Source organism: uncultured Shimia sp., from assembly GCF_947493595.1.
In the GTDB taxonomy this organism is placed as follows: Bacteria; Pseudomonadota; Alphaproteobacteria; order Rhodobacterales; family Rhodobacteraceae; genus Shimia.
Genome location: NZ_CANLRL010000006.1, coordinates 46015 through 60073 on the forward strand (window position 1 = coordinate 46015; position 14059 = coordinate 60073).

Here is a 14059-nt window from a genome sequence, read left to right on the forward strand (position 1 = left end):
CGCTGCGGTGACGGGGCAAAGCCCCTACCCCATAAACCGCCTAGCCACATCGCCTGCCATAAAGCTCACCTGCCCCTCCACCAAAGTGGCCCCAATGCGCCGACTCTCTGCATCCACAATCACCAGATCCGCCCGCTTGCCGGCGTCCAACGTACCGCGATCATTCAGCCCCAATACCGCTGCAGGCTTGGCTGACACCAAGGCCCAGGCCTCGGCAAACTCACACACGCCATCTTCCACCAGTCGCAACACCGCCTGCCGCGGCGCGGGGTAGTGATAGTCTGACGCCAACCCATCCACCAATCCCGCCGCAACCATATCAGCTGCCGAAGCCTTGCCGGAATGGCTGCCGCCACGCACCACATTGGGGGCACCCATCACCACCGGATCACCCGCCGCCTTGGCCGCCTCTGCCGCCTCCAAGGTCTCGGGGAACTCACTGATCGGCAGCCCGCAGCCGCGCCAAGCCTCCCGTGTCGCGGCGCTGTCGTCATCATGGCTGCCAAGCTTCACGCCTTTCTCCGCCAACCGGGCCGCCAGCCGCGCCACCGCTTCCGGAACGGACTCCGTCACCGCATGCAGCGCCTGTAGCAACGCCAAATGCGCCTCAGGACTGCGCCCGCTTTTGAGCGCCTGCCCGGTCAGCCGTGGCGGCTTCTTACCCTTGGCCAAGGCGGCATGGGGCAAGTGATCGTTGAACACCACATAAGGCACATCAAACGCGGCAACCGCCGCCTCAAACGCCGTGTAGTCCTCCAACAAATGGCTCTCAAACCGCAGCTGTACCAACATCTCGGTGCGCAGCCCTTCAGTGGCGGACAGAGCCTCTAAAAACCGCCGTGCAAACGCGGGCGAGCGCATCCCACCTTCCCAGCTCCAGAATTGCGCCAGCACAGCCGTGGTAATCCCATTGGCCGCCAGCTCCGCATCCACAGACACCAGCCCGTCGCCAAGGTTTTTCATCGCCCCACGACGTGGCGCAAGATGGCGCTCAAACCCGTCGCCATGCAGATCCACGATGCCCGGCAAAATCTGATACCCGCGCAGGTCCACCTCCCGCGCACCGTTTGCCTCACCAATCTTGCCCGCAACAATCCCCAGCGGCACCTGCACAAAACCGTCAGGCAACAGCACCTCTGCGCCTTGCAAAACCAAATCCGTCATTTGTCGCTCACACCATCCTGTGCTGCACTGTCCGGCCCCATGATCTCGCTCCAAATCCGGTCCCACAAGTCATCTTCTTTTTCCGCTTCTGGGTCTCCATCCACGTCAATGATCCGCTGCAACTCACGCAGGGTGGCGTCCGCGTCGCCCCACTCCAGATCATGATCAAACGCACCGTTTTCCAAAAACTCGCGCACCTGCACAATCACCATCGGATTATTCATCATAAACGTATGGGTCACCGGCAGCACAATGTGATCCGCCATGCCTTCAACTTTGGTGCTTTCCACCGAGACTTTGCCGTCATCCGGCCCGGCAATCAGGCTGCTGTAATAGGGGTTCAGAGATTTGTCGCCGGCAATCACACCCAGCTCAAAGTCCACCGGCGGCAGGTTGGCAGGTAACCCATCGGTGCCAAGTTGCATCCCCGCCGGACCGTTGAGCCAGACAAACGGCTCCAGGTAACTGAATTCATCCACCAGTTCCGAGCCCTTGTTGGGCGGCCCCAACATCACCACGCGGCCCAACTCCGGCGGGCGGTGGTTTTCAAACCACACACGGGTCAGGATGCCGCCCATGGAATGGGTGACAAAATGCACCTTGGTCCAGCCACACTTGGCCACCGCCTTGGGCAGCGTCATGTCCGCGAGGCTCTCTATCTCTTTCTCTGTCGAAGGATAGCCCAGCCGCACCACTTTGTAGCCATAACGTTCCAGCGCCAATTCCATCAAAACAAAGGAACTCTCAGAACGCGCCAACCCGTGCAGCAGGATCACACATTCCTGCGGTGTGTCCCCTGCGACCTCCGCTTGCTGCTCTGCCAAACTCTGCGTGCTCAGCCCCAAGGCCAGCACCGCTGCCATTTTCAAAAATCGAACCATAGACTTGAGATAGGCCCTAAGCGGGGCCTACAAAAGCAAAAACCTTACGGAAAGCGCCCCAATGGCAACCCTTCGCCCACCAAAGTCGCGCCCGTTGCGTCTCGCCGTCCGCGCCGTGATCCTGCATCAGGACCGCCTCTTGCTGGTCAACGCCTACCCAGAGCACAAAGGTGCGCTCTGGTGTGCGCCCGGCGGCGGTGTCGAAAAACACAGCAGCCTAGCCGACAATCTGATTCGCGAAGTGCACGAGGAATGCGGGCTCACAGTCTCCGTTGGTGCGCCCTGCCTGATCAACGAGTTCCACGACGAGGAGAGCGATTTTCATCAGGTAGATCTGTTCTTCCGCTGCACCATCATCAATGGAGCGCTGGATGAACGCTGGCAGGATCCGGAAAACATCGTCTCCAAACGCCGTTTCTTTAGCCGCGCAGACATGGACCAAATCTCTTACCGCCCGCTCAGCCTGCCGGATGTGGCCTGGGGCATTGGGGTGCACTACGACGCTTTGGAACCTTTGTTGAAGTTTTGACCTAGGCTTTGCGCATCGACACCAGCACACCGCTGATCACCAACACAGCCGCGCCAACAAAGCGCAGGGTCAGCGGTTCGCTCAAAAATGCCATGCCGCCCGCCATGGCAATCACCGGCACCGACAGTTGCGCCACAGCCGCCCGGCTCGCGCCCAGGCCTGGCAAAATCGCGTACCACAGCGCATAGCCCAGACCCGAGGTCACCACGCCGGAGACCACGGCCAGCGCCACGCCAGCAACCGGCATCTCCATATCCATGCCCAGCATAGCCCCCAATGCCAAAGCCACAGGTGCCGCCAGCAAGAAATTCATCGCCGTCGCCTGCGTCGCATCACGTTCCCGACGCCCCTGCAGCGAATAGATGCCCCAGCCAAGCCCCGCGCCCGCCATCATCACCACATGTGCAACAGACATCGCGGGGCCACCGGTCGGCGCCAACAGCCAGACCAAGCCGCCCAGCGCCAAACCTGCGCCCAACCAGCGCGTGGTTGGCACCGCTTCGCGCGCCACCACAGCACCGCCAAACATGGTAATTTGCACCACACCAAACAGAACCAACGCGCCCAGACCGGCATCCAATCCGCGATACGCCAGCGAAAACCCAAAGACATAAGCCAGCAAGCCTGCCACCGCCACGCCACGTCCGACACCGCCCAGCGCAAAACCGCGCTTTTGCCAGCCCACCAAGGCCGCCAAAGCCAATGCCCCGCTGACCAATCGCAGCACGCCAAAATCCACCGCCTCCATACCCGCGCCACTCACAGCAGCCCGGTTGAGAACAGAGTTCGCGGCAAAGGCCGTCATTGTCACAGCGGTCAGAAGAAACAATTGCATACTGTCTTACGTGACACGTGTGACCCGGCGGAGCAAGCAAGCCGGGCCACACGCTTGCCCCGCCTTCGAAGGACCAAACTCTCAGGCGGGGTCGATTGGCCCGTCAGTGAAATTGCACCCCTTTTTTCCGGGCACCATGGACAACGGTCCATAGTGCTGGGGATAACAGGTGGGTCCGGAAAGGAGTGCTATTTCTGACGGGCCAATACCTGTTGCGCAAAGCCGCGATCACGTGCTTTGCCGCTCAACCAGATCGCCATATAGCGATCCCGAATTCCATTGTGTTGCAAGGTGCAGGTGCTCTGACCATTCACCCAGAACTTCAGCGCGTTTCCACCTTTCGGCGATGCCACTATCCTGTCGCCCGGCTGAATATCACGATAGCAAGCCGTCAGCTTTTTCTGGATTTGCCCATGATCGGATCTCTCACCTTCAATCCGTATCATCTCGTCCATGCTGGCTTTCAGCAGGATCTTGCGTTTGATCTTGCGGGCGTATTCGATCTCCAGCGCATAAGACCCGTTGCGGTCAAACCCCTGCCCTTGTGGCGCAAACAACTGCGCGTCATAGACCTTGAAACCCAGCCACCGGAACTGCCCTGCTCCCAACTCCTGCGGTTGGCCCAGTAGGCTTCGCACCTCCGGCGCGGGTGTTGCGGGATTGGCCGAGGCATTTGCCGCCCACCCCAACAACACAGCGCCGCTCAACAGCGCCATCAGAACCCGTTCACGTACTGGCAATCTCATATGCATCCGGCCCGCGCCTCCCTTCGCATGTTAGGATGAATTATTTAGGATACGCAGCAAAACGGCGCCCGGATCACTCCGCACGCCGCAATCGCCTGATCGATCCACCGTCAAAGCTGCCTAACGGCGCCCCTTGCGGCCTTTGTGCGCTTTGGTCACGGTCTTGATCATCTTGCCAAAATTTTTGTCATAAGCCCGTTTTTCCGCCAGCGAGGCGGTATTGTGCCGCTCTTCCGCTTCCAGCTTACGCCACCGATCCAACCGCGCCACATCCAACGTGCCTGCTTCGATGCCCCCCCGTATCGCGCAACCCGGCTCACTTTCATGCGCACAATCCCGGAATTTGCACTGAGTGGCCAGTTCCACCACGTCAGAAAACAGGTCTGCCAGACCATCGCCCGCCTCCGCCAACTGCAATTCGCGCATGCCCGGCGTGTCCAGAATGGCCAAACCAGCGTCGGTGAAATGCAGCTGTCGGCTGGTGGTGGTATGCCGCCCGCGGCTGTCATCTTCGCGGATGCCGCCGGTTTCCGCCTGCTCAGAGCCAAACAGCGCGTTTACCAATGTCGATTTGCCGACACCGGACGTGCCCAGAAAGGCAATGGTCTGCCCCGGCGCACACCAATCCGCAAGCTTCTGCGCTGGTTCCTCGCTTTTGGCATTCAAAAGCACCACCGGCACCCGATCCGAAATCGACTGCGCCTCCGCCACATAGGCCGCCGTATCATCACACAAATCCGCCTTGGTCAGCAGGATCACTGGCGTCACATCCGCCTCAAAGGCTAGTGCCAGATACCGTTCAAGCCGCGCCACGTTGAAGTCGTTGTTGCAACTGGTGACCACAAAAGCCGTGTCCACATTGGCCGCAATCATCTGAATGCTGCGATCATGGCCGGCGGCCCGGCGTTTGAACAGGCTCTTGCGCTCCAGCACTTCACTGCGCATCGGCAGCTCCGCGTCATACAGCAGCCAGTCCCCCACCGTGGCGTCCGGCCCCGGCGGCACCAAAGCGTCAATGCCATCGCCGCGCACCCGCAACCCGTTGCGATGCACTTCCACCACCCGAACCGGCGGGGTGGCGTCCAAGATATCCAGATCGGTTTGTTGGGCAAAAAACGATTGCCAGCCCAGAATGTCTAACGGCGCGCGCTTAGGTGTTTCCGCTTCAGACGCGCCATGTGTTGGCAAAAATTGGGAATAGTCCCGTGTCATTGTTGAGGTACTCTCATGGAAGGGCCGCGCCTGTTTGGGCTTGGCCGTAACGTATCAGAAAAAAGAAGAGGCACAAACCAACAGCCCCGCGCATCTGCGCCGGTTTTGCCGTTTTGAATGTGCATCGGGTGGGCGCTCTGCCACCCGCCAAAATCAGGCATCCAGTTTCTGGGCCATAAAACCTCCATCAAAGCTGCGTTTGATATAGGCCTGCGCCACCAACACAACAACCCAGCCGCTTAGGACGCACGCCGGGTGATGAAATCCTGCATCATATCAATCAGCATCGGCGCCTGTTTGGGCGTGATCACATGCCCCATGCCTTCGATCTGATGGTGGTCGCAATTCGGGATCAACCCGGCAATCTCCGCCCCGGCTTCCGGCGGGATCAACGTGTCCGCGGCACCGTGAATAACCTGACACGGCAGGGCCACTTTGGTCAGATCCTGCCGCCGATCTGTGGAGGCAATCACCGCCAGCACCTGCCGGTTGATGCCTTCCGGATCAAACGCCCGGTCAAATGCCCATGCGGCCTGCGCCGCGACCGCTTCTTCCGTCATCGGATAAGCTGGACTGCCCCAATTTGCGTATTCCGCAATGCCGTTTTCTATGTAGGTGTCACGATCCACATCCCGCGCCAGCAGGGTTGCCAGCCACTCCGCATTGCCCCCCCGCGCCGCAAATGGCCGCGCCGTGGCCATCACAATGCTGGCACTCAACAGACGCTCCGCATGATCCATGCACAAAAGCTGCGTGATCGCGCCGCCCATCGACATGCCAAACACATGGGCTTTCTCAATGCCCAGCGCGTCCATCACGCCCAGCACATCTTTTGCCATGTCATTGAGCCTATAAGCCGCTGGCACAGGTTCCCCGGCCAAAGCCGCCGCCGTGATCTCACCCGCGCCGCTGGCCACCCCCTCCTTGGGACAGCGTTGCGACAAGCCCACATCGCGGTTGTCAAACAGCACCACACGATAGCCCGCCGCCGCCAACCCTTCATAAAGTTCCGCAGGCCAATGGATCAGCTGCGACCCCAACCCGCGAATAAGCACCAAAGGCACGCCACCTTGCGGACCATAGGTCTCTACCTCAATCTGAATACCATTTGCGGTGATCTGCATGCAGGTGTTCCTTGCTTCGTCATTTGTCTCCGAAAACCTTAGAGCGCAAAAGCGGTTTGTAAATCCATGAAGGTACAAGTCGGTCACATCGTGTTAGGCTGGCCCTAACTGCACTTCACCAAGGTCCCGCATGCCACGCCCCCTTCCCCATCAAGGCACTCAAACCTTTCTGACCTACACGGGCATGGAAACCGACCTGATTTTCACCCAAGGCGTCGACTTGCCCGGCTTTGCCAGTTTCCCCCTGCTCGAAACACCCGAAGGCCGCGCCCATCTCTCCCGCTACGCCACCGACCTCGCCGCCATCGCATCCCGCGCCAACCTCGGCGTGATCCTGGAAAGTGCCACCTGGGTGGCCAGCGCGGACCGTGCGGCGCCTTTGGGGTATGACGCCCGCGCCGTCGCAGCCGCCAACCTCGACGCCATCGCCCTTCTGTCAGACCTCCGCCCCACGTTTGGCGACCTCCCGACATTGATCAGCGCCAACATCGGCCCCCGCTTTGACGCCTATGCGCCAGCAAGCCAAATGACCGTCGACGAGGCAGCGGCCTATCACATTCGCCAAATCGCCACACTTGCCGCAACCGACACCGACCTGATCACCGCCTACACATTGGCAGACCCAATCGAAGCAATTGGCATCTTGCATGCGTGCCGTGACTATTACATGCCCTGCGTGATTGCCTTCACAGTGGAAACCAATGGCCACCTGCCAACCGGCGGCACTTTGGAGGCCGCCATCCGGCAAGTTGATGCCGCCACGGACTCCTACGCCGCCTACTACATGGTCAATTGCGCCCACCCGGACCATTTCGCGGATATCCTGACCGACGCGCCGTGGTCCCGCCGTATTGGCGGTATTGTCGCAAACGCGTCACGATGCAGCCATGCGGAACTGGACAACGCCACAGAGCTGGACGCAGGGGATCCTGCCGAGTTCGGCCAACAATTGGCGGAATTGCAGCACAACCATCCCCATCTCCGTGTGCTTGGCGGCTGCTGCGGTACGGATATGCGCCACATGGAAAGTCTGGCAAAACACCTTTCCAGCTAAGGCCTTGCAGGCCTCCGAGCCACCTTCTTTCTCCCTCCCCACACAGCGCCGCGCCCATTCCGGACAAAAAACTTCACGCAACGCCGTTGACTCCCCCCCAAACGCCCCCTACCTCTTTCGCCGTTAGCACTCGCCTACAGGGAGTGATAACGACTCCGCTGAGGAGTCAGGGAGATACTCTAGATAGGGAAACCTAGTCATGGCTTTTACACCTCTGCATGACCGCGTGCTTGTACGCCGCGTTGAAAGCGACGAGAAAACCGCCGGCGGTCTGATCATTCCAGAAAGCGCCAAAGAAAAACCAGCCGAAGGCGAAGTTGTATCCGTGGGCGCTGGCCTGCGTGACGACAAAGGCGCGCGCGTTGAGCTCGACGTCAAAGCAGGCGACAAAGTCCTGTTCGGCAAATGGTCCGGCACCGAAGTCACCGTTGACGGTGAAGAGCTGCTGATCATGAAAGAATCCGACATCATGGGCATCATTGCCTGATCGTCTGACCGACATTTACGAATTTAGGAGCCAAACCAATGGCAAAAGACGTCAAATTTGACACCGATGCGCGCAACGCAATGCTGCGCGGCGTGAACGTACTGGCAGACGCCGTTAAAGTGACCCTCGGCCCAAAAGGCCGTAACGTTGTTCTGGAGAAATCCTTCGGCGCACCACGCATCACCAAAGATGGTGTTTCTGTCGCCAAAGAGATCGAACTGGAAGACAAGTTCGAGAACATGGGCGCACAGATGGTGAAGGAAGTTGCTTCCCGCACCAACGACGAAGCAGGCGACGGCACAACCACCGCGACTGTACTGGCTCAAGCCATCGTTAAAGAAGGCCTGAAGCAGGTTGCAGCTGGCCTGAACCCAATGGATCTGAAGCGCGGCATCGACCTGGCAACTGCCAAAGTTGTTGAAGGCATCGTATCCTCCGCACGCGAAGTCAAAGACTCCGACGAAGTTGCGCAGGTTGGCACCATCTCCGCCAACGGCGAAGCAGAAATCGGCCAGCAGATCGCAGACGCGATGCAGAAAGTTGGCAACGAGGGTGTGATCACCGTTGAGGAAAACAAAGGTCTGGAAACCGAGACCGATGTTGTTGAGGGCATGCAGTTCGACCGCGGCTACCTCTCCCCTTACTTCGTGACCAACGCAGACAAAATGATCGCTGATCTGGACGACTGCATGGTGCTGCTGCACGAGAAGAAACTGTCTTCCCTGCAGTCCATGGTGCCACTGCTTGAGCAGGTAATCCAATCCCAAAAGCCTCTGCTGATCATTGCCGAAGACGTTGAAGGCGAAGCCCTGGCAACTCTGGTTGTGAACAAACTGCGCGGCGGCCTGAAAATTGCTGCTGTTAAAGCGCCTGGCTTCGGCGACCGTCGCAAAGCCATGCTGCAGGACATCGCCATTCTGACCGGCGGTCAGGTGATCTCCGAAGATCTCGGCATGAAGCTTGAGTCCGTAACCATGGACATGCTGGGCACAGCCAAGAAAATCGAAATCACCAAAGACGAAACAACCATCGTTGACGGTGCTGGCGAGAAAGCTGAGATCGAAGCACGTGTGGGCCAGATCCGCACTCAGATCGAAGAAACCTCTTCCGACTACGACCGTGAGAAGCTGCAAGAGCGCGTTGCCAAACTGGCAGGCGGTGTTGCTGTGATCCGCGTTGGCGGCATGACCGAAGTGGAAGTGAAAGAGCGCAAAGACCGCGTTGACGATGCCCTGAACGCGACCCGTGCGGCCGTACAGGAAGGCGTGATCGTTGGTGGTGGTGTTGCTCTGGTTCAGGCCGGTAAAGCACTCGAAGGTCTGGAAGGCGCAAACGCTGACCAGAACGCTGGTATCGTGATCGTTAAGAAAGCCATCGAAGCGCCTCTGCGTCAGATCGCTGAGAACGCCGGTGTTGACGGTGCGGTAGTTGCGGGCAAGATCCGTGAATCCGCAGACGTAACCTTCGGCTTCAACGCACAGACCGAAGAATATGGCGACATGTTCTCCTTCGGTGTGATCGACCCAGCCAAAGTAACCCGCACAGCTCTGGAAGACGCAGCCTCCATCGCGGGCCTGCTGATCACCACCGAAGCTATGGTTGCTGACAAGCCAGCCAAAGACGGCGGCGCACCTGCAATGCCTGACATGGGCGGCATGGGCGGCATGGGCGGCATGATGTAAGACGAACTTTCGCAAGAAAGTTCTGTCTAAGCGTCAGGCGATTGGCCTTCGGGCCAATCTGCCGAGAGCTCTCGCCAGACAAGTTTAAAGGGTCGCCTCCGGGCGGCCCTTTTCTGTAAATGGTGTTGGTGAGACGACTTGAAAGCTCAATACGCAATGGCAGGTGTGCGCCCTTTTCTAACCAATGCTATGCGAGGCACGAACAGCAGCAATGCGCAGTAGAGTTAGCTCTGCAGTGTTACTCAAAAAGCCGTCATCCCATTATAAACTGTCATTTTTTCAAGCAAGGTGTTAGCTCATAGATGAGCACTGTGGGCAGCAAAAATCTCCTGTTTCGCGTAGACCTCAACTCGCCAGTTCGCGTTAGGGCGAGAACAAAAAAGCCCTTTATGCTAGACACCTTTTTTCGGATTTTGGTGTTTGTGTAGAGGGCTTTCACCGAAGTTCTATGGGAAGAGACGAATGAAAATTCGTTGGACTATTTCGAATTAAAACCCCATTTGGCCAACCAGATCTGGTTTGGGTGAAGGATCAAGGACTAGAATTCGAAATCCCCGAAGATCGATACCGCACGGGAAAGTATCAGCCAGACATATCTGCACTTGGTTGGAGCGAAAGTGAGAACGTTTGACCGTTCTGACACTGGCACAACGCTGTTTTGCAGCGACTGCGTCAGACCAATTCAACAAAACTAAGCAGGATAGTTATGACCAATTCCAAGCCCACGAACGAAGTTGAATTCGAAAACCTCGATCCGCTGTCGGTCCGCACCAAGGCTGGCCTCAACCTCACGGAAATGGCGCACCTGATGGGCATGAGCGAGGCAGGCTACGAAACCTGGGAAGACGGCACTCGACAACCCGGCGGCCCCGCTTACAAATTGCTATTTCTATTAGACAATAACCCTGACGCTATTGTCGCACAGCTCGGTACGCGCAAGACCAATACCGGAGTTATTGAAAACTAGCAGTCGATCGGATCACTTCCTGTCCGTCATGTCGAAAAGCACGGTCTGCTTTTAACCGTACCCGTCGTTCCCGTGCGAAATGCTAAAGCCCGCTTTGTCCGCACAGCCGCCATCCGACCATTGACTGCTTTCGACGCATTGCAGGACGACACCGCTCCTCCTAAGCCCACCACCCGACGTCGCGGGGGAGCGCCGCACCAAACAATTTCCACAATACCGGCCTCTCACGCTAAGCTTTGCTCACACAAACCAAGTCAAAGGCCCACCATGATCAAACACCTCACTCTCGCTGCCACCACCGCTGCAACACTCAGCACAACCGCACCCGCTCAGGCAGGCGACGGAGATTTCATCGGAGAAATTCTGATGTTTGGTGGCACGTTCTGTCCCCGCGGCTACATCAAGGCAGACGGCCAAATACTTCCCATCGCTACGAACCAAGCCCTGTTTAGTCTGTATGGCACGAACTATGGCGGCGATGGCCGCACCACTTTTGGTGTCCCTGATCTGACGAGGTTTGCACCGGAGGGCATACTCTATTGCGTAGCCGATCAGGGTATTTATCCATCGCGCAGCTAAATTTGCCAGGAGTGTCCAGATCGGGCACTCCGACGCGCTACCTGATAAACGCCGAAAAACGCTCCGCCCCGGCCTTCAACCGCCCGCTCTCATCAAAATCACTGTCGGTGTTAAACCGCATCAACGCGCGATCACTCAATCCGGCCACAAGCCCCGCCTGACCTTCCAGCACGCCCGCCAGCCGCGCCTGCAATGCCGCTTCTTCAGCGCCCTCGAAATACCCGTGCACCCCGTGCACGACCTCAGGCTGATACACGTCAAATCCCAGATAGCGCAGCGTATAGGCCGACGGCCACAGCAGCAGGTTCACGTCCCCCTCTTTGCCACCCGGCCCGCACTCCGCCGCGCTCGCTCCGGTGGTCACACAAAACAGCGCCCGTTTGCCACAACACCGGCCCGTGTCAAACCGCTCCTCGACCGTGTGCAAATCGCCATGCACCAGCGCGCGGTCAAACCAACCTTTGAGCACGGCGGGCGGCGCAAACCACCACAGCGGGAAGTGAAAGATGATCTGATCCGCCTGCCGGATCTTTTCGGCCTCTGCTGCCATATCCACCGGCACAGTGCCCGCGGCCATTGCCGCCTCATGCGCTTTCAACGGATCAAACGGCCCGGCTTCATCCTGCCCAAAATGGCGCGCGCCCTCGGTGGCATCAAATTGATGCGCCGACAGGTCGCTCCACAACACCTCATGGCCTGCCGCTGCGCAGGCTGCCGCCGAAGCTTCCGCCCAGGCGCCATTAAATGACTGTCGGCTGGGGTGGGCCAAAACGATGAGCGTGGTGGTCATGGGCTGTCCTTCAGCATGGTCCCAAACCGCCTACACCCGTTGCGCCAATGTGCGCAACACCGCGCGGTGCGTGAACGATCAAAGCCGCCGCAGTACGCCCCAAAACACACCTCCGCAAAACAGTCGTGATACCGACAAAATACCGACGTGGTTTTTGCGCCAAACCGACTCGGTTAATCCCCGCCCTGCGCCAAGGCCGTCACCCCGGCCTCGCTCAGCATGTAGACGCCTTTGTCGACCTTCTCAAACCAGCCATAGTGATTGTCCCGCATCATCGTCGTGGCCTTCTCCACGCCCGTACCTTTGACAACATCCCGCCCACGCGACGCCCCGTTTTCATTGAGAAACACCGCACATTTTTCGGCGTCCTGCCGATACACAGTGACTTTCTCACCCCGCATCCCGCCGGTGTTCGGATCACCTTCAAGGCGGGAAAAAGCCTTCAAAAGCCGCGCCTTACGGACCTTCGACTTGCGCGGCTGAAATGGCGCGGGGTCGCAATGCACCTCCACCGCGCTGTCTTTGAGCCGCACAGAAAGCACCCCAAGTCCAAGCCGTTTGCACAGGCCGATGTTGCCAGAAAACGCCTTCCACCCGGTGCGCCCCTTCCAACGCGGAACTGCAACGTAAACAGCATCTGTCACCGCCTGCCGTGCGACGGCCTGTTGCAGCAACACGAGGGAGAAAGAGGTTTTTAATTCAATGATAACAGGATCTTCGCCATCTTTCATCGCGACAACATCCGCCGCACCAACTTCGGCTTTCACCTCAAAGCCCCGCGCCTCCAACCACGCCTTTACCGGCGCATAAAGATCGGTTTCTGCCATCTTGCCCATGCCCTTTGGTAACGCCAAACCGTCACCTTGCCCACATCATTTCCTGCACCCAAGGCATTCGCCCTTGAGCCTCAAAAATGCCCTGCTACCTTGGCGCAAATGTCACCTGCGAGGTTCCGATGCGGTTTCTGACTACACTTTTGTTTTTGCTGTCCTTTTCCAGCGTTGCCTCGGCCAATTGCGCGGGACCCAACGTTTACCCAACCTTGCCGGAAAGCGAACGCCAAGCGCTTGAAGCCAAGGCCGCAGCAGTGCCTTTCTCCGAAGGCCTGCTCTGGCGTGCAGAGAAAGACGGCGTGGTCAGCCACCTGATCGGCACCTTCCATGTGCACCTGCCGGAACACGCCACCATGGTCGCGCGCCTGGAAGAGCTAACCCCGCAACCGGAAAAGGTTTTCCTCGAACTCACAGACGAGGATCAACTTGGCTTCCAACGTCACCTCACGCAAAATCCCGACAGCTATCTGATCCAATCCGGCCCTTCCCTAATCGACCGCCTCGGCCCCGACCTCTGGGGTCGCGTAGCGGTTCAACTACAAGAGCGCGGCATGCCGCCCTTCCTCGCCGCTCGCTATCAGCCTTGGTTCCTCGGCATGACCCTCATGCTGCCACCCTGCGCCTTTGATGTTGTAAAGTCAGGCAAAAAGGGCCTCGATCAGCAAATCGCGGCCATGGCGCAAACCAAGAACCTGCCTGCCGCATCGCTCGATAGCATCGACGGTCTCCTTGCAATGCTGGCCTCCGATCCAATTGAGGAGCAGATGGAAGACCTGCGCTGGAGCCTGTCGCTCAATACCGATCTCGCCGCGCCCGATCTGATTGGCTCGGTGATCTCTATGTATCTGGATGAAACCATTCAGCTTATCTGGGAATTCAACACTGCAGAAACCTACAAAAACGCCGGTGAGGATGAAGACAAAGCCCGCCTGGCAACCCTGCTAAAACAAGCCGAAGATGACCTGATCATCGCCCGCAACACGGCTTGGGCCGAGGTGCTGACCAAAGAGTTGGCGCGAACCCCGTCTCTCGTGGCCGTAGGCGCCATGCATTTGCCAGGGGACCAAGGCGTGCTCAACCTGCTGCAAAACGCCGGTTTCACCCTCACCCGCCTGCCCCTTGAAGCACCAAGAAACAACTGACCACCGCGCCGCGAGGTCGCAGGGCCAAAGCCGC

General features: G+C 58.6%; 15 protein-coding genes. 7 read left to right on the plus strand and 8 right to left on the minus strand.

The genetic code is table 11. From position 1 onward, the window contains the following. Positions 1-24: 24 nt before the first annotated feature. Together Q0955_RS14410 and Q0955_RS14415 are read right to left on the minus strand one after the other, a co-directional pair. Positions 25-1164, minus strand: a complete 1140-nt coding sequence (locus Q0955_RS14410; protein ID WP_299425258.1) for an alpha-D-ribose 1-methylphosphonate 5-triphosphate diphosphatase — start codon at positions 1162-1164, stop codon at positions 25-27. Continuing rightward, positions 1161-2045: an alpha/beta fold hydrolase gene (locus Q0955_RS14415; protein ID WP_299425260.1), complete on the minus strand. Its 885-nt coding sequence runs from the start codon at positions 2043-2045 to the stop codon at positions 1161-1163. Before Q0955_RS14415 ends, Q0955_RS14410 begins: the two co-directional genes overlap by 4 nt. 61 nt (positions 2046-2106) lie before the next feature. Here Q0955_RS14415 and Q0955_RS14420 point away from each other — a divergent pair, with 61 nt between their 5' ends. Next, positions 2107-2574 carry an NUDIX hydrolase gene (locus tag Q0955_RS14420; protein ID WP_299425263.1) on the plus strand — a complete coding sequence of 156 codons (468 nt, stop codon included), beginning with the start codon at positions 2107-2109 and terminating at the stop codon, positions 2572-2574. A gap of 1 nt (position 2575) precedes the next feature. Here Q0955_RS14420 and Q0955_RS14425 read toward each other — a convergent pair whose 3' ends face one another. From Q0955_RS14425 to Q0955_RS14440, 4 genes are all read right to left on the minus strand, one after another. Next, positions 2576-3409: a DMT family transporter gene (locus tag Q0955_RS14425; protein ID WP_299425266.1), complete on the minus strand. Its 834-nt coding sequence runs from the start codon at positions 3407-3409 to the stop codon at positions 2576-2578. A gap of 188 nt (positions 3410-3597) precedes the next feature. Further along, positions 3598-4161 (minus strand): chalcone isomerase family protein, encoded by a 564-nt coding sequence (locus Q0955_RS14430; protein WP_299425268.1) that lies wholly within the window; start codon positions 4159-4161, stop codon positions 3598-3600. 114 nt (positions 4162-4275) lie between these two features. After that, positions 4276-5367, minus strand: coding sequence for a ribosome small subunit-dependent GTPase A (gene rsgA, locus Q0955_RS14435; protein WP_299425271.1), 1092 nt, complete (start codon positions 5365-5367; stop codon positions 4276-4278). Positions 5368-5606: 239 nt separating this feature from the next. Then, positions 5607-6491, minus strand: a complete 885-nt coding sequence (locus Q0955_RS14440; protein WP_299425273.1) for an alpha/beta hydrolase — start codon at positions 6489-6491, stop codon at positions 5607-5609. Positions 6492-6621: 130 nt separating this feature from the next. On the opposite strand from Q0955_RS14440, the gene Q0955_RS14445 reads away from it, so the two are divergent. The 5 genes from Q0955_RS14445 (at position 6622) to Q0955_RS20905 (ending at position 11260) form a co-directional block, all read left to right on the plus strand. Next, entirely contained in the window at positions 6622-7545 is a 924-nt protein-coding gene (locus Q0955_RS14445) for a homocysteine S-methyltransferase family protein (RefSeq protein ID WP_299425276.1), read from the plus strand. Between the two features lie 199 nt (positions 7546-7744). Further along, positions 7745-8032, plus strand: a complete 288-nt coding sequence (locus Q0955_RS14450; protein WP_108888197.1) for a co-chaperone GroES — start codon at positions 7745-7747, stop codon at positions 8030-8032. Positions 8033-8070: 38 nt separating this feature from the next. Beyond that, complete coding sequence (gene groL / locus Q0955_RS14455) at positions 8071-9714, plus strand: chaperonin GroEL (protein ID WP_299425280.1); 1644 nt, start codon at positions 8071-8073, stop codon at positions 9712-9714. 706 nt (positions 9715-10420) lie between these two features. Beyond that, on the plus strand, positions 10421-10681 hold the full coding sequence (locus Q0955_RS14460; protein ID WP_299425282.1) for a hypothetical protein: 261 nt from the start codon (positions 10421-10423) through the stop codon (positions 10679-10681). A gap of 267 nt (positions 10682-10948) precedes the next feature. Further along, the gene (locus tag Q0955_RS20905) at positions 10949-11260 is read left to right on the plus strand and encodes a phage tail protein (protein ID WP_366140693.1); all 312 of its coding nucleotides are present in this window, start codon (positions 10949-10951) and stop codon (positions 11258-11260) included. A gap of 37 nt (positions 11261-11297) precedes the next feature. On the opposite strand, the gene Q0955_RS14470 is transcribed toward Q0955_RS20905, so the two are convergent. Both Q0955_RS14470 and Q0955_RS14475 read right to left on the minus strand, forming a co-directional pair. Further along, complete coding sequence (locus tag Q0955_RS14470) at positions 11298-12050, minus strand: NAD(P)H-dependent oxidoreductase (protein WP_299425285.1); 753 nt, start codon at positions 12048-12050, stop codon at positions 11298-11300. Positions 12051-12223: 173 nt separating this feature from the next. After that, positions 12224-12877, minus strand: coding sequence for a DUF2161 family putative PD-(D/E)XK-type phosphodiesterase (locus tag Q0955_RS14475; RefSeq protein ID WP_299425780.1), 654 nt, complete (start codon positions 12875-12877; stop codon positions 12224-12226). A 128-nt stretch (positions 12878-13005) separates the two neighbouring features. Between Q0955_RS14475 and Q0955_RS14480 the strand changes: the two genes are divergently transcribed. Then, positions 13006-14025 carry a TraB/GumN family protein gene (locus Q0955_RS14480; protein ID WP_299425287.1) on the plus strand — a complete coding sequence of 340 codons (1020 nt, stop codon included), beginning with the start codon at positions 13006-13008 and terminating at the stop codon, positions 14023-14025. Positions 14026-14059: the final 34 nt, after the last annotated feature.

Excerpts from the sequence above, each read along its gene's own strand:
- Q0955_RS14470 (WP_299425285.1), bottom strand. The coding sequence starts at position 12,050 with ATGACCACCACGCTCATCGTTTTGGCCCACCCCAGCCGACAGTCATTT.
- Q0955_RS14480 (WP_299425287.1), top strand. The coding sequence starts at position 13,006 with ATGCGGTTTCTGACTACACTTTTGTTTTTGCTGTCCTTTTCCAGCGTT.
- Q0955_RS14420 (WP_299425263.1), top strand. The coding sequence starts at position 2,107 with ATGGCAACCCTTCGCCCACCAAAGTCGCGCCCGTTGCGTCTCGCCGTC.
- Q0955_RS14440 (WP_299425273.1), bottom strand. The coding sequence starts at position 6,491 with ATGCAGATCACCGCAAATGGTATTCAGATTGAGGTAGAGACCTATGGT.
- Q0955_RS14415 (WP_299425260.1), bottom strand. The coding sequence starts at position 2,045 with ATGGTTCGATTTTTGAAAATGGCAGCGGTGCTGGCCTTGGGGCTGAGC.
- Q0955_RS14475 (WP_299425780.1), bottom strand. The coding sequence starts at position 12,877 with ATGGCAGAAACCGATCTTTATGCGCCGGTAAAGGCGTGGTTGGAGGCG.
- Q0955_RS14410 (WP_299425258.1), bottom strand. The coding sequence starts at position 1,164 with ATGACGGATTTGGTTTTGCAAGGCGCAGAGGTGCTGTTGCCTGACGGT.
- Q0955_RS20905 (WP_366140693.1), top strand. The coding sequence starts at position 10,949 with ATGATCAAACACCTCACTCTCGCTGCCACCACCGCTGCAACACTCAGC.
- Q0955_RS14445 (WP_299425276.1), top strand. The coding sequence starts at position 6,622 with ATGCCACGCCCCCTTCCCCATCAAGGCACTCAAACCTTTCTGACCTAC.
- Q0955_RS14430 (WP_299425268.1), bottom strand. The coding sequence starts at position 4,161 with ATGCATATGAGATTGCCAGTACGTGAACGGGTTCTGATGGCGCTGTTG.
- Q0955_RS14460 (WP_299425282.1), top strand. The coding sequence starts at position 10,421 with ATGACCAATTCCAAGCCCACGAACGAAGTTGAATTCGAAAACCTCGAT.
- Q0955_RS14450 (WP_108888197.1), top strand. The coding sequence starts at position 7,745 with ATGGCTTTTACACCTCTGCATGACCGCGTGCTTGTACGCCGCGTTGAA.
- rsgA (WP_299425271.1), bottom strand. The coding sequence starts at position 5,367 with ATGACACGGGACTATTCCCAATTTTTGCCAACACATGGCGCGTCTGAA.
- groL (WP_299425280.1), top strand. The coding sequence starts at position 8,071 with ATGGCAAAAGACGTCAAATTTGACACCGATGCGCGCAACGCAATGCTG.
- Q0955_RS14425 (WP_299425266.1), bottom strand. The coding sequence starts at position 3,409 with ATGCAATTGTTTCTTCTGACCGCTGTGACAATGACGGCCTTTGCCGCG.